A 17602-nucleotide genomic window follows, 5' to 3' on the forward strand; every position below is an offset into this window, starting at 1 on the left:
TGTAAAATTCTTTTCTTATGAATTGGCGCATTTTGGAACAGTGGGATAAGGAATACTTCTGGCATCCCTTCACCCAAATGAAGGTCTACAGGGAGGAAGAAAACCTGATCTTTGAGAGGGGAGAGGGTGTTTATCTTTACGATGTAAAGGGCAGAAAGTTTATAGATGCCATCTCTTCCCTTTGGTGCAACGTGCATGGACACAATCATCCAAAGCTAAACCAAGCCCTAATAGACCAGCTTAAAAAGGTTGCCCACACCACCACACTGGGCAGTTCCAACGTGCCCGCTATTCTGTTAGCCAAAAGGTTGGTGGAGATATCTCCTAAATGCCTAACCAAGGTTTTTTACTCCGAAGACGGTGCAGAGGCGGTGGAAATTGCCATAAAGATTGCCTACCAGTATTGGAGAAACAAGGGAGAAAAGAGAAAGATCTTTATCACCCTCTCTGAGGCTTATCACGGAGACACCCTCGGTGCGGTCAGCTTGGGTGGGATTGACCTCTTCCATGGCACCTACAAAGACATACTCTTTGAAACCATAAAACTGCCCTCTCCTTACATCTTCTGCAAAAAGAACTACGGAGGGCTATCTGAAGAGTGCAAGAATGCCCTTTTGGAAATCTTGGAGGAAATCCTAAAAAGCAGGGACGATATAGTGGCGGTTAGCTTGGAGGCTGGCATCCAGGGTGCAGCGGGTATGTTGCCCTTTCCGAAGGGCTTCCTTAGAGGCGTTAGGGAACTGACTAAAAAGTATGGGGTTTTAATGATCGTGGATGAGGTTGCCACAGGCTTTGGAAGGACGGGAACTATGTTTTACTGCGAGCAGGAGGATGTATGCCCAGACTTTATGTGCTTGGGGAAGGGCTTAACGGGTGGCTATCTTCCTTTGGCGGCAACCTTGACCACCGAGGAGGTCTTCAATGCATTCCTTGGTGAGTTTGGAGAGATGAAACACTTTTACCATGGGCATACCTACACGGGCAACAACTTGGCATGTGCGGTAGCCTTGGCAAACCTTGAGGTCTTTGAGGAGGAGAAAACCTTAGAAAAGCTCCAGCCAAAGATTGAATACCTGAGCCAAAGACTAAAGGAGTTTTGGGAGTTGGACTTCGTAGGGGATGTCCGACAGCTAGGCTTTATGGCAGGCATAGAACTGGTAAAGGACAAGGAAAAGGGAATACCCTTTCCCTATGGAGAAAGGACGGGCTTTAAGGTAGCTTACAAATGCAGAGAAAAAGGCGTGTTCCTCAGACCATTAGGGGATGTGATGGTTTTGATGATGCCTTTGGTGGTGGAAAGGGAACATATAGACCAAGTGGTGGATGCCTTAAAATGGGCAATTGAAAGCTTGAAAACATGAAACCACTCCTTATAAAAGGAAGCCGGCTAATAGACCCAAGCCAAGATCTGGACACAGTGGGAGATCTATTAATAGAGGATGGAAAGATAAAGGCGGTGGGCAACAACTTAAACTTTCCTTATGCGGAAATAATAGACGGGAGGGGTCTGATCCTCTGTCCATCCTTCGTGGATGTGCATGTGCATCTTAGGGACCCAGGACAAACTTACAAGGAGGACATAGAAAGCGGTAGTAAGTGTGCGGTAGCGGGGGGATTTACTACGGTGGTGTGTATGCCCAACACACAGCCAGCCATAGATAGCCCGGAGGTTGCCCAGTATGTAATACAAAGGGCAAGGGAGGTGGGGTTATGCGAAGTCCTGCCCGCCGGCGCCTTAACCAAGGGAAGGCAGGGAAAAGAACTGACGGACTTTTTTGCCCTAAAGAACGCAGGCTGTGTGGCACTGACCGATGACGGCTCTCCCCTGATGGACTCAAGGCTCATGGAAAAAGCCCTGAGGTTGGCAAGACAGCTTGGGCTTTTTGTGATGAACCACTGCGAGGACGATGGCTTGGCAAGAGGGCACATAAATGAAGGGTATGTTAGCTCTTTGCTCGGCATTGCCCACAGAAGTCCAAGCGCTGAGGATGTTTTGGTAGCAAGGGACTGTATCCTTTCCTATCATACCAAAGGAAGAATACACATCCAACACCTCTCTTCCAAGCTTTCTGTAGAGATAATAAGGTTCTTTAAGGAAAAATCCGCACCCATATCCTGCGAAGTCAACCCCTACCATCTGTTCTTTGAGGAGGATGAGCTTTTAAAAAGCGGTGCCAACGCCAAGGTTAATCCACCTTTGAGAAGGGAGGAAGATATACAGGCCCTTTTGGAGGGCATAAAGGACCGCACTATAGATTGCATAGCCACAGACCACGCACCACACGCCAAAAAGGAAAAGGGTCTGTTGGAAAGCGCTATGCCTGGTATGATTGGTTTGCAGACTGCATTACCTATGGCTTTAGAGTTGGTAAGAAGGGGGATCATAGACCTAAAAAGAATGGTGGAACTGCTTTCCATAAACCCTGCTAAGCTGTTGGGAGTGGAAAGAGGCATAAAGGTAGGTGCCCTTGCTAACCTGGTGCTTTTTAATCCGGACCAAGAATGGGTCCTCAACGAGGAAACGAACCTCTCCAAATCCCAGAACACACCCCTCTGGGGAAAAACCCTCAAAGGGCGGGTAGTTATGACCATTAAGGATGGTAAAATAGTCTATAAAAGTGGTGCGTAAAATTGGATTAATTCTGGCTATCTTTTTTGGTGTTCCCTTTCTTGTGCTTTTCGTCATCCTGTTAGCCTTATACAACGGCTTACCTTCACCTAAGGCATTAAAAGACTGGAAACCCCCAGAGGCAACGGTCATATACGACTACAAAGGAAGACCCTTTGGAGACATAGCCCTCCAGAGGAGGTACTATGTTACTCTTGATAAAATACCTGCCCACACAAGGTACGCCTTTATAGCCGCAGAAGACAAAAACTTTTACAAACACTTTGGCGTAGACCCCATTGCCATCATCAGGGCACTCATTATAAACATTCACAGCAAAGACATAAAACAGGGCGCTTCCACCATTACCCAACAGTTGGCAAGAAACCTCTTTTTAACGCCAGAAAGAAGTCTAACAAGGAAGATAAAGGAAGCCCTCTTGGCGATAAAAATAGAGAGGGAGTTTTCAAAGGACAAAATTTTGGAACTTTACCTTAATTACATATACCTTGGACATGGAGCCTACGGGGTAGAAGCAGCATCCCGCATATACTTTGGCAAATCGGTAAAGGATTTAACGGTGGATGAGTCCGCGGTATTGGCGAGCCTGCCAAAGGCACCCACAAAGTATAACCCCTTTAGAAACCCAGAGAGGATCTTAGAAAGGCGCAACTATGTGCTCTTGAGAATGTTGGAGGACGGCTACATAAGCCAAGAGGAGTACGAAATCTACTCAAAGAAACCACTAAAGCTAAGGCTTGAGAATAGATATTACGGCATGGATTACTTCTTGGATTATGTAAAGGATTACGTAGTGGAAAAATACGGCGAGACCATTCTGGCAGGGGGCTATGCTATATACACCACCATAGATAAGGACCTTCAGGAGCATGCAAGACAGGTGTTAGAAAAGGGTATATACCGGGTGGCAAAGGCAAACGGCATACCAGCCCTCCCTGCAGATTACTCCACTGCGGAAAAACTCTACAGAGAGCAGAAGGTGGATATAAAACCGGGCAAGGTGCTCATAGGAAAGATAAAGGACGTGCAGGGTAATGAGTATGTGGTGGAAATAGGGGACAAAGAGTTTAAAGCAGAAAAGGGTGAGCTTCCCTTTGAAAAGGGAGACTATGTTTTTGTTAGGTTTTATCAGGTAAAAAAAGAGCTAAGGTGGGAAGTTCTGCCGGACCTTCAAGGTGCCTTGGTAGCTTTGGATGCAAAGACGGGTGCCATAAGGGCAATGGTTGGGGGATATTCTTACATGAGGAGCCCTTACAATAGGACGGTGTATGCCAAAAGGCAACCGGGCTCTGCCATAAAACCGATTATATATCTCTCCGCCCTCATGAAGGGCTACACACAGGCCAGTTTAATAGACGCTACACCCAGAAGTTTCTACGACCCATCCACAGGCAAAGAATGGACGCCAAGGAACTACGAGGGAGCTGAGTATGGATACGTGTCCTTGAGAACTGCTTTAGCTAAAAGTATAAACACCGCCACTGTAAATCTGTTAGCAGACATAGGCTTTGATTTGCCAATACAGGTGGGAAAAAGTTTGGGATTGGAGCTAAAACCTTACTACTCTATGGCTCTTGGTAGCATAGAAACAACACCTCTACAGCTAACCTCCGCCTACCAAGCCTTTGCAAACCTCGGTGTATGGTGTAAGCCTTACTTTATAGTCAAGATAGTCTCTTCGGACGGGCGGGTTTTGGAGGAGAATAGCCCCCAATGCGAACAAGTTTTGCCAACACAAGAAACAAGAGTGCTTGTTGATATGCTTAGGGCTGTAGTTTTGGAGGGAACCGCAGTGTCCGCCTCCTCCATAGACAGGTTTGTGGCGGGAAAAACGGGCACAACCAACGATTACATGGATGCGTGGTTTGTAGGATTTACTCCTGAGATAGTCGCTGGTGTTTGGGTGGGCTTTGATTTAAAAAGAAGCATGGGCAAAGGTATGGCTGGTGCCCGGGTAGCCCTGCCCATTTGGATTGATTTTATGTCTGTGGCCGCATACATGTTTCCAAAGGAGGACTTCCCAGTGCCAGAGGGTGTTGTCTTTGTAAATTGTCCCACTCCAATGGCTTTCATAGCTGGCACAGAGGGAATATGTTCTCAAAAGCAGGAACAACAAGAACAGGAAAAACCCAAGGACGAGCTTGAAGGCATAGTGGAACCCAAGTTTTTACCAGAACAACAAGAACAACCAAAGATAAAGGAGGTACCCTAATGGCTATTATAAAACCTTACAAGGGCATATTTCCCAAAATTCATCCATCCGTTTATATGTCCGAGAATGTGGTGGTAGTGGGAGATGTGGAAATAGGTGAAGACTCAAGCCTGTGGTTTGGCACTGTAGTTAGGGGAGATGTAAATTACATTCGTATAGGAAAGGGGACAAACATCCAAGACAACTCGGTGATCCATGTTACTCACGATACCCATCCCACCATTATAGGAGACTACACAACGGTGGGACACAGGGTTATATTGCACGGATGCAAAGTGGGAAACTATGTGTTGATAGGTATGGGGGCGGTGGTTATGGACGGCGTGGAAATAGAGGACTACGTCCTGGTGGGTGCTGGTGCCTTGTTGACCCCTAACAAAAAATTTCCCTCCGGTGTTTTGGTGGCCGGCTTTCCTGCTAAGGTGGTAAGAGACCTAAAACCCGAAGAGATAGAATACATAAAACAGTCTGCCCAAAACTACATAGCATACAAAAATAGCTACCTAAATGAGTCTGAGTGAGCTTTTAGACAGGCTCAGAGAGCTTTCAAAGACAGCGGTGGTAGTGGTGGAGGGTAAAAGGGACAAGGAAGCCCTAAAAAAGCTTGGAATAGAAAACGTGATCACCATTGCGGGCAAAAGGCTAACAGACCTGGCGGATATACTTGAAGGTACTCCGCAGGTCATCCCCCTTTTTGACCTGGATGAGCACGGAGAGAGAATCCATAAAAAGGTAGTGGCAATTTTGTCCTCTCAGGGTTATATTTTGATAGATGAGTTTAGGGAAAAGCTCAAAGAGTACGGAGTAGTGTACGTGGAGGATTTGTATGAGAAAGTTAGAGGTGCTAAAAAACCTGCTGGTTCAGGACAGGCTGATTAAGTTTAACTTGGACCTTTTGGAGGGGCTTCTCAGAGAAATAAGGGCAGACATAGAGGAGATAAAGATCCTTGTGGAATCCTGCCTTGAGGGAGAAGAAAAGGAAAGCCTATTAAGAACTTTGGCAGACTTTGAGGCTAACTTTAAAAGTCTGATAGTCCAAGCTTTGGACTACATATACGACCTTTACGAGATTTTCAACTTTGACATCACCTTTCTTTCAAACATACCCGAAGAGCTGGGCAGAGAAATAGAGAGATTGGACGCAGTAAACAGTATAAACAAAAACTTAGAGACCCTTGCCAAAGCATTAGAAGATATAGTAAGCCTGGCAGACCGGGATGAGAAAATAAAAGTTATACTCACACCCCTTCTGGTTTACAGAGAGGTTTTGGAACATGGTATGGCCTTTAATCAAAAGTTGGCAGGGGGAGCTTACGTATTCTGAAGCATTTCATAGACCTTTTTAGCAGCCTCTTGTTGGGCTTCTTTTTTGTTCCTTCCCCTTCCTATTGCTCTGTATTCCCTTATCTGGCACTCCACCTCAAAGATTTTCTCATGCTCTTTACCGCTCACACTTACCAACCTATAGATGGGTCTGTCTTTCCATCTGCCTTGAGTTAGTTCCTGTAGTAATGTTTTGTAATCCTTTTTGTACGCCTCCTTTTCTACGACTTCCTTTATTTTTTCTCCATACCTTTCAAGGAATAGCTTTTTTAAGCTATTCATATCTCCGCCCGAATCCATGTATATGGCACCCAAGAGGGCTTCAAAGAGGTCCGACAGCACCGAACTGCTAACAGTTCTTCTCTTGCCCGATATTCTAACGTACTTATCCAGTTCAAGCTCTTCTGCCATAGAAGCCAAAAATTCTTCGCTAACCAGATAAGCCTTAATGCTTGCCAAAACTCCCTCTTTGTAATGAGGGTAGTTTTCCACCAAAAAGCTAACCACCAAAAAATTTACTATGGAGTCTCCTAAAAATTCCAAAAGCTCGTAGTTTTCCCTGCTGTTTTGGTAAGACCTATGGGTGAGGGCTGTTTGCAGATAATGTGGGTTTTTAAAGTTATAACCTATTTTATCTTCAAGTTCCTTATAGTTTTCTGAAGACAAGGCATGCATTGGTGCCTCCAAAGCCAAAGGAGTTAGAGATTGCCACTACCACCTCTTTTTTGACTGCCACGTTGGGAGTGTAATCTAGGTCGCACTCTGGGTCTGGATGCTCCAAGTTTATGGTGGGTGGAATAATTCCCTCTTGAATGGTCTTGACCGTTGCCACCGCCTCCAAAGCACCCGCCGCACCCAAAAGGTGCCCCACCATAGATTTGTTGGAGCTGATCTTTAGCCTGTAGGCATGCTCTCCAAAGAGCCTTTTTATTGCCAATGTCTCAGATTTATCGTTTAATGGAGTAGATGTTCCATGGGCGTTTATGTAATCTACCTCTGTGGGTGGAATTCCAGCATCCTCCAAAGCCAACTTCATGCACATGTATGCCCCCTCACCATCCGCACAGGGTGCAGTTATGTGGTAGGCATCGTCGGTGGCACCATAGCCCACAAGCTCTGCGTATATCTTTGCCCCTCGGGCCTTTGCCCTTTCATACTCCTCCAAGACGAGCACTGCCGCGCCCTCTCCCATAACAAAGCCATCCCTTTCTAAGTCAAAGGGTCTTGAGGCCTTCTGGGGCTCATGATTCCTGGTGGATAGTGCCCTCATGGATGCAAAACCCGCCACTCCCAGGGGTGTGATGGCGCTTTCGCACCCGCCCGCTATGGCTACATCTATATCTCCCTTTTGAATAAGCCTAAAGGCATCTCCTATGGAGTGGTTGCCCGTAGCACAGGCAGAAACTACGCAGTAGTTGGGACCCTTAAACCCAAAGCGAATGGCTATGAGCCCACTTGCCATGTTGGATATGCCATAGGGAATAAAGAAAGGAGACACCCTTCTAGGACCCTTTTCCATAAGGATCTTATGCTGTTCTTCAATGTCCCTGAGCCCACCTATGCCTGTGCCAATTATCACACCTACTCTGTAAGGGTCAAACTTGTCCTCCAAAAGCCCACTGTCCTTTATAGCTTCCTCCGCCGATGCCACCGCAAACTTTATAAAGTCGGAGACCTTTTGGGCTTCCTTTTTGTCAAAGTATAGTTCTGGGTTAAAGTCTTTTACCTCTGCCGCTATATGAACGCTTAGACCTATTTCTACTGGATCAAACCTTTTTATTATATCTACTCCGCTTACGCCAGCTACTAAATTCTTCCAGAATTTTTCAACCCCGGTGCCTATGGGGCTTACTACCCCAAGGCCCGTAACAACAACTCTCCTTTTCAAGTCTGCACTCTCTCTTTCAGATAGTTAATAACATCCCCCACCGTTCTTATCTTTTCTGCGTCCTCGTCGGGTATTTCTATACCGAACTCCTCCTCAAACGCCATTACAAGCTCCACCACATCCAGAGAGTCTGCTCCAAGGTCCTGCACAAAGTTCGCATCATCTCTAAGCTTTTCAATCTCCACACCAAGCTGGTCTGCGATTATTTCCTTAACTCTAGTTTCCAGGTCCATAATCAAACCTCCTTACTTATGGTGTTTGTATTATTATATCACAAACCAAAAGCCCAGAGGTGTGTTATAATAAATATAAAGCCGGAGTGGCGGAATTGGCAGACGCGCTGTCTTGAGGGGGCAGTGCCCGAAAGGGCGTGCGGGTTCGACTCCCGCCTCCGGCACCAACAGACAATGAAGCTTATAAAACACAGTCTCTCCTTTTCCTTTGCAACCCTTCTGAGCAGGATTTTAGGTTACATTAGAGATGCCCTCATAGCATACCACTTTGGCGTCTCCCAGATAACAGATGCCTTTTTTGTTGCCTTTAGACTGCCCAACACCTTCAGAAGACTCTTTGGGGAAGGTGGGTTCAACGCCGCCTTTGTGCCAATATACGCTAAGCAGGTAAAGGAGGGCAAGGAAAAGGAGTTTTTGAGCTCTGCTCTAGGCTACTATTTACTCATAAACCTATCGGTAGTCCTTTTGGGAGTGTTATTTGCCGAATATCTCATAAGCATTATTGCACCGGGCTTGAGGGCTAAGCCTTACTTTGATCTGGCAGTTTTTATGGGTAGATGGGTCTTTACATACCTTCTGTTTGTGGGCTTATCTGCCTTTTTTATGGCCCTTTTAAACACCCGGGGTGTGTTTTTTGTGCCTGCCTTTGCCCAAGCAGTTTTTAACATAGGCTTTTCTTTGGTTATTGCCCTTTTTGCCCAGAATTTTGGCTATTATGCTCTGATAGGTGGTGTTTTAGTGGGAGGTTTTTTACAGTTTGCCTTTCATCTACCCTTTTTAAGGGGCATTCCCTTGGGTTTTAGCCTTAGGCTCCATCCCGATGTTAAGCTTTTGTTCAAAAGGCTGATACCAGCCCTTATGGGTTTTGGCGTTGCTCAGCTATCTTTTTTTATAGACACTTTTCTGGCTTCCTTTTTGGCTTTGGGTGCTATATCTTACCTTTATTACGCCAACAGGATATTCCAACTACCTTTGGGTGCTATATCTGTGGGCGTGGCAAACTCTTTGCTTTCTGCCCTCTCTTTGGGTGATGACAGAAGTAAAAACATAACCTTGGCTATGCGTTTTCTGTTTTTGCTATCCTTTCCTGCAGTGGTAGGTCTTCTTGTCTTCTCGGAGCCGATTGTGAGGCTTCTATACGGCAGAGGAAACTTCTCTGAGGCAGATGTTCTGATGGTCTCTTATGTGCTAAAGGCTTACAGCTTGGGACTTGTCTTTTTTTCCCTTCAAAAAGCCCTCAGCAGTGTATTTTTTGCCAAAGGGGATACCTTTACACCCATGAAAGCGAGCCTGTTGGCTATTTTGTCTGAGGGCACGAGTGCTATTATTTATGCCTTCGTGCTAAAGCTTGGTGCGGTAGGTTTGGCTTTGGGCACTGCCACCTCTTCCATCTTCTCCTTTGGATACCTCCTGCGAAAAACTTACCAGTTGGTAGATTGGAAGACTTTAGTGGAAAGTTCTGTAAAGGTAGCCCTTGCCAGCCTTCTGATGGGACTTTTTGGTCTATTTTTAAAAGACAAAATACACTTGCTTTTAGCTATACCTATGTGTATTATTCTTTACTTTAGCCTTTTGGTTCTTTTTAGGGAGGAACTATTGGTTGCTTTCCTGAGCCTTGGCAAGGGCTTTGTTAAGAAGCTTTTGAACCCTTGAGCATCTTCTGCTTGCCTCGTTTTTGTGGATCACGCCCTTTGAGGCGGTATGCTGTATTACAGATATTACCTTTGGTAGATACTCTTTTGCCTCCTCCAGCTTACCTTCCTCTATAAGCTTTTTAAAGTTTCTTATGTAGGTCTTCATACGTGAAAGGTGATACCTGTTTCTCAGTCTTCTCTTGGCGTCCCTTCTCATACGCTTTTTAGCCTGTCTCGTGTTCGGCATACAAAACCTCCAGCAAGGATTTTAATCCAATTTTCATAAAAATTATACCACAATAATCCTTGTATAATACACTTTAAGGAGGTATACCATGAAGAAGACTCTGCTTTTGGGACTTTTCACCCTGGGCTTTTTAGCAGTGTCCTGCCAGCAAAAGCCTGCTCAGCAACCTGCAGGGGAGCAAAAGCCCGCTGAGCAGCAACAACCTGCTGGCGAACAACAACAGCAGCAGCAACAGCAACAACCTGCCGGTGAACAACAACAGCCTGCCCAGCAACCCGCAGGAGAACAAAAACCTGCCGAGAAGCCAAAGTCTGAGGCAAAGCCAGCCCAAACTACCGCAATGGCAGGTGCAGAGGATTTAGCTAAGGCTAAGGGCTGTTTTGCCTGCCACGATATAAACGCCAAGAAGGTGGGACCCGCCTTTAAGGATGTGGCAAAGAGGTTCGCCGGCAGACCAGATGCGGTAGCCCATCTAAGCGAAAGGATCAAGAAAGGTGGGGTTGGTGAATGGGGTAATGTACCAATGCCTCCTCAGAATGTAACCGACGAAGAAGCGAAAAAGCTCGCAGAGTGGGTTCTCTCTCTTAAGTAATTTTTTAAAAAAGGGGGCAATGCCCCCTTCCTTTAACACGGACTACAGGGTGTTTCTGAACAATCTGAACAGAGAACAACTCCTTTGGTACCAAACAACAGCTTGAGACCTTCCTCTTCAAAGAAAGGTGCAATGTTTCCGCTCTTTATCTTCCACATGAAATACTTTTCAAAGGCAGATTTTATGTAGTGCGCCCACACGCCTTTGCCAAACTTCACCTCAGCCCTTGGGGGTATAACTGGGTTTGCATAGAAGAAGGCAGCATCCCTTCCCATGTCCGCAATGCATATGGCAGAGAGCTCTGGGGCATATCTATCTGTAGAGTTTCTTATGTCGCTGATTATGTTCTTTGCCACCGCCATAGCCATTTGTTCTATCATCATACCCGTCTTGGGTGCGCCGGTAGGTATGGGCGTTTGTTCTACGGGAGGTATTGCAGTTACTACACCCACACCGTAGATGTTCTTGTAAGTGGGGTTTTGGAAACACCTGTTGACGATCACCATCTTGTTGGCAGGGTTTGCCACTTTATCTCCAGCGGACGCAACCACCTCTGGACCCATGAACCTTGGCATCAGCATGGATAGCTTACAAGGCACCTCGTAGGTGTTGCCGTTTAGGTCCTCGTAAATTACCTTGTCTGGTTCCACCTTGGTGATCTTCACGTTGGCAATCCATTTTATGCTCCTCTCCGCAAAAAGGTCCTCCATTACCCTTCTTGAAGGTCCTACACCACCAAGCCCCATATGACCCACGTAAGGCTCCGAAGTGATAAAGGTTATGGGCACCTTGTGTCTTATTCCTATTCTTTTAAGCTCATAATGTAGCATAAAGGCAAATTCGTAAGCTGGTCCAAAACAGCTAACTCCGGGTATTGCACCAACTACAACAGGTCCTGGGTTCTTGTAGAATTCCTCAAGCTTTTTCTGAAGTTCCAGAGAGTGCTCCGCGGCGCATACAGAGGTGGAGTTTTGCTCTTGCCCCTCTGCACCAAAAACCAGCTTTGGACCAGTGGCAATTACCAAGTAATCGTACTCAATTTCTTTACCGGATGTGGTCCAGAGTTTGTTGGCATCTGGGTCTATTCTCTCCCCGTTCTCCGGCACATATTCAATACCATGCTTTGGCAGTAAGCTTCCCAAGGGAATAGTTATGTCTTCGAACTTTCTCCAGCCCAACGCCAAGTGCGGATAAGAGGGTGTAAAACCAAAGTAGGGCCTGCCTGAGACTACTGTGATCCTCAGGCTTTTGTCCATCTTCCTTAGGTTGTAGGCGGTTGCTAAACCACCTATACCACCACCCAGTATAACCACATGCTTGCTCATAACACACCCCCAAAATTAGATTAGCTTATAAGATTATAAGCATATTTTAAAGAACAAGCAATCTGTTATAATCTTTGATTGGCATGATCCCTCTAAAGGATATAAACCCAAGCAGAAGCTTTCCAATCGTCAATTTAGCCATCATCCTTATTTGCTCTGTAATATGGCTATATGAGGTAAGTTTGGAAAAGTATGAGTTTAACGACTTTATTTATAACTTTGGTTTGGTACCGGCAGAAGCTTTTTCCAAACCCTACCAGTTGTTTACCCACATGTTTTTACATGGAAGTTGGTTTCACATCATCGGCAATATGTGGTTTTTGTGGGTTTTTGGAGATAATGTGGAAGATCGTTTAGGAAAGTTTAAATATCTGCTGTTTTATGTGATGTGTGGTCTTGGTGCGGCGGTTATTCAATCCCTTGTTAGTTTTTTAACGGGTGCGGTGCACGTGCCTATGGTAGGTGCCAGCGGGGCTATAAGTGGGGTACTGGGGGCATACCTTTATCTTTTCCCACATGCCCGCATTCTTGCCCTTGTGCCCGTTTTCTTTTTTATGACCTTTATGGAATTACCGGCGGTATTTTTTATAGGTATGTGGGTGTTCATTCAGATTATAAACGGACTGATTACACTGCCCTTTGCAGGTATGGGTGGAGTAGCTTGGTTTGCCCACATAGGTGGATTTTTTGTAGGCTACAAACTCGTTAGAGTGTTTTACAGGAGAAGGTCATATTGGTAGGGCAGGAACTTTTGTTGAACAGTTTGATATTTTTGGGATCAATATTGGTTTTGTTGTTCGTTAGAAGGCTATTTTTTGGCTTTATAAAAAAATCTTCCCACGACTATGCGGTAATGCTTCTTCGGGTACTCCGCCTACCTTCTTTGTTTTGGGCAATTATTATTAGCCTTTACCTTACGGTAGAGCTCAACCCTGGGCAACTTTCGGGGTACTCCTCGGTAGTAGAAAAGGTTTTAATATCCCTATTGATCCTTTCTATAACCTCGTTTTTTTCTAATCTTCTTCCCGAACTTTTGCAGGTTTATATTTCAAAGGCAAACTTAAAATTTCCCAGAACTGGTATTGTCTTTGTGATAATTAAACTGTTCGTCTTTATTTTGGGTGTTATAACCCTCCTGTCCTATTTTGGCATTCAGGTAGCCCATTTTATAACTACCCTGGGCATTGCTGGACTTGCGGTCTCCCTTGCCCTTCAGGGCACGCTTTCTAACATCTTTTCCGGGCTTAACCTAATTGCCAGCAGACAGATTGAAGTGGGAGATTTTATTAGGTTAGAAAACGGTGAAGAAGGTTATGTGGAAGACATAACATGGATGAACACAGTCATTAGGAGGAGGGACAACAACCTTGTGGTGGTGCCAAACTCCCGTTTGGTTAACTCCATAGTAATAAACTACGGAAAACCAACGCCCTCAATGAACATTACAGTTTCCGTTGTGATCCCATATTCTTCGGACCTTGAAAAAGCAGAAAGGCTCGCCTTAGAGGTTGCAAGGGAGGTGCAAAAAACCGTTGAAGGTGCAGACCCAAGCTTTGAGCCATCCGTGCGCTACAGTGCCTTTACAGAGTTTGGGATCACCTTAAACATCACTCTTAGAGTTCTTAACCCAGACAGTCAGTTTCTTATCCGCCACGAGTTTATAAAGAGGCTCAAAAAGGCCTACGAGAGGGAGGGAATAGCCTTCATTCAACTTTTAGTACCACCTTTCCGAAGTGCTTAGAGCTTTCCAAATATCTGTGGGCTTCTTGGGCATCCTTGAGGTCAAAAACCTTATCCACCACTGGCTTTAAAAGCCCCCTCTCAAAAAGTTCGGTGATCTTAAAGAGGTCTGCCCTTGGTCCCATATAAACACCCAAAAGTTCAATTTCCCTAACAAAAACATACCTTATATCTATCTCCGCCTTTGAACCCGTGGTAGTGCCAAAGAAAACAAGCCTTCCACCCTTTTTAAGACATTCCACGCTTCTCCAAAAGGTCGCCTCCCCCACATGGTCCATAACAATATCCACTCCCTCTTTGAACAGTCCTCTAACCTTCTTTACCACATCCTCCTCATAGTGGTTTATGACTACATCTGCCCCAAGGTCTTTGCACATCTTTGCCTTCCTTTCGTCCCCTGCAGTAGCTATCACAAAAGCACCAAAGAGCTTGGCTATTTGAATACCTGCCACGCCCACACCCGAGGAACCAGCCCATATTAAAACCCTACTGTGGGGCTTTAACCCTCCCTTTCTAACCAAGGCATTCCAGACGGTTAAAAAGGTAAGGGGATAGCTGGCGGACTCTTCGAAGCTCAAGTTTTTTGGCTTTGGCAAAACATTCCTTGCGGGCACCTTTACAAACTCCGCATAACCACCTTTGCTTCTTAGCCCAAGTATATCGTAATCTTTACAGAGGTTGTCCCTTCCAGACTGACACTCATAACACACACCACAGGACAGACCGGGAGCAACTATTACCTCATCTCCCACCTTTACATTCTTCACCAAAGAACCAACCCTTTCTACCACACCGCTAACATCTGAACCAAGGATGTGAGGAAGTTCTGGCTTGACCGCCAAAGCACCCATTCTGACCCATATATCCAGGTGATTAAGGGCAACCGCCTTCACCCTAACAAGGACTTCATCCTCCATTATATCCGGGATGGGAAAATCCTCTACATACTTTAGGTTCTTTTCGTCTCCAAAGTTCTCTAAAATAACCACTTTCATAGAAGGATATTATAGGGCTTTTTTCTTTTTATCCTCATACATAAGTCTGTCTGCCTCTTTAATCATATCCAACCAGCTTTGAAAGTTTTCTCCACATTGCACAACACCCGCACTTATAGACACTTTAAACCTCCTACCCTCTGCAAGTATTTCCATTTTCTCTAGTTGGGACTTTAACCTTTCAACAATTTTTTTTGCATTTTCCAAATCCGTGTTTGGCATTATAGCCACAAACTCATCTCCACCCCAACGACCCACTATATCCTTTGCACGCATGTTCGTTCTTAAAACCTTTGCCACCTTTGCTAACACAAGGTCTCCCACATGATGCCCATAGTTATCGTTCACATACTTAAAATCATCAAGGTCTATAAGAATCAAACTAAAAGTCATCTTAGAGTACTTGCACAAGCTAAAAAACTCCTCAAGAGCTCTCTCCAAAGAACGTCTGTTAAACAGATCAGTTAATGGATCAAGATTTGCCTCCGCCTCGACCGTTTCAAGCTTGGACTTCAACTCGTTTATAATCTTCTGCTGAGCCTCCACCTTTTTCAAAAAGATCTCGTTCTGATGCTTTAAGTCTCTTACAAGCATTAACAACTCCAAAAGAATAGACGTTACAAAATCCTCTCTAGCTTCTTCTTTTTTTTGTAGCTCGGTTATCCTTTGCTCTTTTATGGACGCTTGCTCGTAGCTCTCTTTTAAGGATTTTTGAAGCTCAGCAATTATATCGCTTAAAACCTGAGCAGTGTGCTTGAGGTCTATTTTAATGTTTACAAGGTCGCTTTCTTCCTTATAAATACTATTATAAAACTCCATTAAAACACTGTCTTCAAGCTTTTGCCCGCTTGCAACAAGATTACAAAATATATAAAACCATCTTTCATAGTTTTTGGGTGTGGGCAGTATTTGATTTCTCAGCAAGAATTTTATTTCCTCCCTAACTATATCCGCCAAGAGTTCTTTCTCAGATTGGCTAAGGGGCTCTCCTCTACTTAGCTTTTCGTAAAGAGGACAGTTTTTTGTATCAAACATTTAGAACCTCCCTATTCTATAATTATACGACATGAGGCTGGAAAAAGAAATTGCGCTTTCCAAATATACCACTATAGGTATAGGGGGAATAGCAAAGTACATGGCCTTTCCAGAAAATGCAAAGCAGGTAAAGGAATGCCTCAAAATAGCCCAGTGGGAGGGTATTCCACTCTTTGTTTTGGGTAGGGGTGCAAACACCATCTTTGGGGATTTTGAAGGCATAGTAATCAATACAAAGATGTTGAGAGATTTGAAAATAAAGGAGCAAGATGGAGGTTTGGAGATTATAGCCCAGGCAGGCGTTCCTTTAAACACTTTGGTGGAGCTCGGGGTCAGGGAAAACTTGGAAGGTATCTACAGGCTGGTGGGCTTTCCTGCCACCGTAGGCGGAGCTATAGCTATGAACGCAGGAGCCTTTGGCTATGAAATTTCCCAGCATTTAAAAGCGGTAAAATTTCTCTCCTATGAAGGTGAGGAAATTCTTTTAAATAGGGAAGATCTTAACTTTTCCTATAGAAGCTCTCCTTTCCCTTCTATGGGTATAATCTTGGAAGCAGTCTTTTTCTTTCCCAAACTGAATTATAGTGTTTACGAAGAGTATGAGAGGATAAAAAGCAAAAGGAAGGAAAGTCAGCCCATTCAAATGCCCACTGCGGGTTCTACCTTTAAAAATCCAACCACTGACAGTGCAGGGCGACTCTTGGAAAAGGTAGGAATGAAGGGCTACAGAGTTGGGCAAGTTGCCTTTTCGGAAAAGCATGCAAACTTTTTAATAAACTTAGGTGGAGCGGTCTTTGAGGATGTTGTTAAAATTATCAATCACGCAAAGAGAAGGGTTTTTGAAGAGTTTGGCATTGAGCTTGAAGAGGAGGTGAGGCTAGTTGAAAGTAGTAGTGCTTATGGGTGGAAGGTCATCGGAGCGTGAAATATCTTTGAAAACTGGCGAGGCTATCTTAAAAGCCCTAAAAGAGCTAGGATGTGAGGCTATAGCCCTAGATCTAGAGGAAAACCTCTGTGAAAGGTTAAGAGAAATAAAGCCCGACAAGGTTTTTATAGCGTTGCATGGTCCTTACGGGGAGGATGGAAGGGTGCAAGGACTTTTGGACATTCTGGGCATTCCCTACGTGGGTTCTGGTGTGCTGGGTAGCGCCTTAGCTATGGACAAGGACTTTACAAAGAAAATTCTCAGGTTTCATCAAATTCCTACGCCCGATTGGGTAGCAGTAAGGAGAGGAGAAGAGGTATCTTGGGACCGCTTTCCTGCGGTGGTCAAACCCGCCGACCAAGGCTCGAGCATTGGACTGTTCGTGGTAAATGATAGAAAAGAGTTAGAAACTGCTATAGAAAAGCTCTGGAGCATAACTCAAAAGGTTCTGGTGGAGGAATTCATAAAAGGTAGAGATATTACCGTAGCTATATTAAAAGAAGAAGCATTACCCCCCATAGAGATAAAGCCTAAGAAGGGTATATACGACTATGAAAGTAAATACACAAAGGGAATGAGCCAGTATGAATTCTTGGAAGACGAAACACTAGCAAGAGAATTGCAAGAGTTGGCACTGCGTTCCCATAGAGCCCTGGAGCTCAAGGACCTGTCCCGGGTTGATTTTAGGGTGTCTAATGAAGGTAAGCCCTTTGTTTTAGAAATCAACACCATACCAGGTATGACAGAGCTTAGCCTTTTCCCTATGGCTTGCAGAAAGAAAGGCATTGACTTTAATAGAATGATATCTATGTTAATATTTTAAC

Annotated in this window: 19 protein-coding genes and 1 tRNA gene; 13 read left to right on the plus strand and 7 right to left on the minus strand. The window is 44.8% G+C overall.

The genetic code is table 11. The features are described from left to right. The first annotated feature begins 17 nt into the window (after nt 1-17). From bioA to THERU_RS05980, 6 genes are read left to right on the plus strand one after another with little or no spacing between them, the layout of a single operon-like run. On the plus strand, nt 18-1361 hold the full coding sequence (gene bioA, locus THERU_RS05955) for an adenosylmethionine--8-amino-7-oxononanoate transaminase (RefSeq protein WP_025306366.1): 1344 nt from the start codon (nt 18-20) through the stop codon (nt 1359-1361). Next, a complete protein-coding gene (locus THERU_RS05960; protein WP_025306367.1) occupies nt 1358-2629 on the plus strand; it encodes a dihydroorotase in 1272 nt (423 codons plus the stop codon). The genes bioA and THERU_RS05960 overlap by 4 nt, the downstream gene beginning before the upstream one ends. Then, on the plus strand, nt 2619-4841 hold the full coding sequence (locus THERU_RS05965) for a penicillin-binding protein 1A (RefSeq protein WP_025306368.1): 2223 nt from the start codon (nt 2619-2621) through the stop codon (nt 4839-4841). Before THERU_RS05960 ends, THERU_RS05965 begins: the two co-directional genes overlap by 11 nt. Then, a complete protein-coding gene (locus tag THERU_RS05970; RefSeq protein ID WP_025306369.1) occupies nt 4841-5362 on the plus strand; it encodes a gamma carbonic anhydrase family protein in 522 nt (173 codons plus the stop codon). The genes THERU_RS05965 and THERU_RS05970 overlap by 1 nt, the downstream gene beginning before the upstream one ends. After that, nucleotides 5349-5720, plus strand: a complete 372-nt coding sequence (locus THERU_RS05975) for a toprim domain-containing protein (RefSeq protein ID WP_025306370.1) — start codon at nt 5349-5351, stop codon at nt 5718-5720. The genes THERU_RS05970 and THERU_RS05975 overlap by 14 nt, the downstream gene beginning before the upstream one ends. Beyond that, nucleotides 5668-6165 (plus strand): hypothetical protein, encoded by a 498-nt coding sequence (locus THERU_RS05980; protein WP_025306371.1) that lies wholly within the window; start codon nt 5668-5670, stop codon nt 6163-6165. The genes THERU_RS05975 and THERU_RS05980 overlap by 53 nt, the downstream gene beginning before the upstream one ends. Here the strand turns inward: THERU_RS05980 and rnc are convergent. From rnc to THERU_RS05995, 3 genes are read right to left on the minus strand one after another with little or no spacing between them, the layout of a single operon-like run. After that, entirely contained in the window at nt 6153-6839 is a 687-nt protein-coding gene (gene rnc / locus THERU_RS05985) for a ribonuclease III (RefSeq protein ID WP_025306372.1), read from the minus strand. The two genes, THERU_RS05980 and rnc, sit on opposite strands and share 13 nt — an antisense overlap. Further along, nucleotides 6811-8052 carry a beta-ketoacyl-ACP synthase II gene (gene fabF / locus THERU_RS05990; protein WP_025306373.1) on the minus strand — a complete coding sequence of 414 codons (1242 nt, stop codon included), beginning with the start codon at nt 8050-8052 and terminating at the stop codon, nt 6811-6813. The genes rnc and fabF overlap by 29 nt, the downstream gene beginning before the upstream one ends. Then, entirely contained in the window at nt 8049-8285 is a 237-nt protein-coding gene (locus tag THERU_RS05995) for an acyl carrier protein (protein WP_025306374.1), read from the minus strand. The genes fabF and THERU_RS05995 overlap by 4 nt, the downstream gene beginning before the upstream one ends. A gap of 80 nt (nt 8286-8365) precedes the next feature. Between THERU_RS05995 and THERU_RS06000 the strand changes: the two genes are divergently transcribed. Both THERU_RS06000 and murJ read left to right on the plus strand, forming a co-directional pair. Beyond that, nucleotides 8366-8452, plus strand: a tRNA-Leu gene (locus THERU_RS06000). A 7-nt stretch (nt 8453-8459) separates the two neighbouring features. Next, nucleotides 8460-9938: a murein biosynthesis integral membrane protein MurJ gene (gene murJ / locus THERU_RS06005; protein ID WP_025306375.1), complete on the plus strand. Its 1479-nt coding sequence runs from the start codon at nt 8460-8462 to the stop codon at nt 9936-9938. Here the strand turns inward: murJ and rpsT are convergent. Beyond that, nucleotides 9879-10166 carry a 30S ribosomal protein S20 gene (gene rpsT, locus THERU_RS06010; protein WP_025306376.1) on the minus strand — a complete coding sequence of 96 codons (288 nt, stop codon included), beginning with the start codon at nt 10164-10166 and terminating at the stop codon, nt 9879-9881. The genes murJ and rpsT overlap by 60 nt on opposite strands. A gap of 340 nt (nt 10167-10506) precedes the next feature. Between rpsT and THERU_RS08720 the strand changes: the two genes are divergently transcribed. Further along, complete coding sequence (locus THERU_RS08720; protein WP_245565860.1) at nt 10507-10758, plus strand: c-type cytochrome; 252 nt, start codon at nt 10507-10509, stop codon at nt 10756-10758. Between the two features lie 32 nt (nt 10759-10790). Here the strand turns inward: THERU_RS08720 and THERU_RS06020 are convergent, their stop codons facing one another. Then, the gene (locus THERU_RS06020; protein WP_025306378.1) at nt 10791-12083 is read right to left on the minus strand and encodes an NAD(P)/FAD-dependent oxidoreductase; all 1293 of its coding nucleotides are present in this window, start codon (nt 12081-12083) and stop codon (nt 10791-10793) included. A gap of 83 nt (nt 12084-12166) precedes the next feature. Between THERU_RS06020 and THERU_RS06025 the strand changes: the two genes are divergently transcribed. Both THERU_RS06025 and THERU_RS06030 read left to right on the plus strand, forming a co-directional pair. Further along, on the plus strand, nt 12167-12823 hold the full coding sequence (locus tag THERU_RS06025; protein ID WP_025306379.1) for a rhomboid family intramembrane serine protease: 657 nt from the start codon (nt 12167-12169) through the stop codon (nt 12821-12823). Between the two features lie 53 nt (nt 12824-12876). Beyond that, a complete protein-coding gene (locus THERU_RS06030; RefSeq protein ID WP_245565806.1) occupies nt 12877-13824 on the plus strand; it encodes a mechanosensitive ion channel family protein in 948 nt (315 codons plus the stop codon). Here the strand turns inward: THERU_RS06030 and THERU_RS06035 are convergent. Together THERU_RS06035 and THERU_RS06040 are read right to left on the minus strand one after the other, a co-directional pair. After that, nucleotides 13787-14818, minus strand: coding sequence for a zinc-binding dehydrogenase (locus THERU_RS06035; RefSeq protein WP_025306381.1), 1032 nt, complete (start codon nt 14816-14818; stop codon nt 13787-13789). The genes THERU_RS06030 and THERU_RS06035 overlap by 38 nt on opposite strands. A gap of 9 nt (nt 14819-14827) precedes the next feature. Beyond that, nucleotides 14828-15853: a GGDEF domain-containing protein gene (locus THERU_RS06040; RefSeq protein WP_025306382.1), complete on the minus strand. Its 1026-nt coding sequence runs from the start codon at nt 15851-15853 to the stop codon at nt 14828-14830. A gap of 31 nt (nt 15854-15884) precedes the next feature. On the opposite strand from THERU_RS06040, the gene murB reads away from it, so the two are divergent. Further along, a complete protein-coding gene (murB, locus tag THERU_RS06045) occupies nt 15885-16778 on the plus strand; it encodes a UDP-N-acetylmuramate dehydrogenase (protein WP_025306383.1) in 894 nt (297 codons plus the stop codon). Beyond that, nucleotides 16735-17601: a D-alanine--D-alanine ligase family protein gene (locus THERU_RS06050; RefSeq protein WP_025306384.1), complete on the plus strand. Its 867-nt coding sequence runs from the start codon at nt 16735-16737 to the stop codon at nt 17599-17601. Before murB ends, THERU_RS06050 begins: the two co-directional genes overlap by 44 nt. The last annotated feature ends 1 nt before the right edge of the window (nt 17602 follow it).

Source organism: Thermocrinis ruber (genome assembly GCF_000512735.1).
Lineage (GTDB): Bacteria > Aquificota > Aquificia > Aquificales > Aquificaceae > Thermocrinis > Thermocrinis ruber.

Bases quoted from the DNA above. Each gene is read 5' to 3' on its own strand.
- THERU_RS08720 (WP_245565860.1), top strand. From the start codon at position 10,507: ATGGCAGGTGCAGAGGATTTAGCTAAGGCTAAGGGCTGTTTTGCCTGC.
- THERU_RS06040 (WP_025306382.1), bottom strand. From the start codon at position 15,853: ATGTTTGATACAAAAAACTGTCCTCTTTACGAAAAGCTAAGTAGAGGA.
- rpsT (WP_025306376.1), bottom strand. From the start codon at position 10,166: ATGCCGAACACGAGACAGGCTAAAAAGCGTATGAGAAGGGACGCCAAG.
- THERU_RS05970 (WP_025306369.1), top strand. From the start codon at position 4,841: ATGGCTATTATAAAACCTTACAAGGGCATATTTCCCAAAATTCATCCA.
- THERU_RS06020 (WP_025306378.1), bottom strand. From the start codon at position 12,083: ATGAGCAAGCATGTGGTTATACTGGGTGGTGGTATAGGTGGTTTAGCA.
- THERU_RS06035 (WP_025306381.1), bottom strand. From the start codon at position 14,818: ATGAAAGTGGTTATTTTAGAGAACTTTGGAGACGAAAAGAACCTAAAG.
- THERU_RS05960 (WP_025306367.1), top strand. From the start codon at position 1,358: ATGAAACCACTCCTTATAAAAGGAAGCCGGCTAATAGACCCAAGCCAA.
- bioA (WP_025306366.1), top strand. From the start codon at position 18: ATGAATTGGCGCATTTTGGAACAGTGGGATAAGGAATACTTCTGGCAT.
- THERU_RS06025 (WP_025306379.1), top strand. From the start codon at position 12,167: ATGATCCCTCTAAAGGATATAAACCCAAGCAGAAGCTTTCCAATCGTC.
- murB (WP_025306383.1), top strand. From the start codon at position 15,885: ATGAGGCTGGAAAAAGAAATTGCGCTTTCCAAATATACCACTATAGGT.
- THERU_RS05995 (WP_025306374.1), bottom strand. From the start codon at position 8,285: ATGGACCTGGAAACTAGAGTTAAGGAAATAATCGCAGACCAGCTTGGT.
- THERU_RS05980 (WP_025306371.1), top strand. From the start codon at position 5,668: ATGAGAAAGTTAGAGGTGCTAAAAAACCTGCTGGTTCAGGACAGGCTG.
- THERU_RS05975 (WP_025306370.1), top strand. From the start codon at position 5,349: ATGAGTCTGAGTGAGCTTTTAGACAGGCTCAGAGAGCTTTCAAAGACA.
- rnc (WP_025306372.1), bottom strand. From the start codon at position 6,839: ATGCATGCCTTGTCTTCAGAAAACTATAAGGAACTTGAAGATAAAATA.
- murJ (WP_025306375.1), top strand. From the start codon at position 8,460: ATGAAGCTTATAAAACACAGTCTCTCCTTTTCCTTTGCAACCCTTCTG.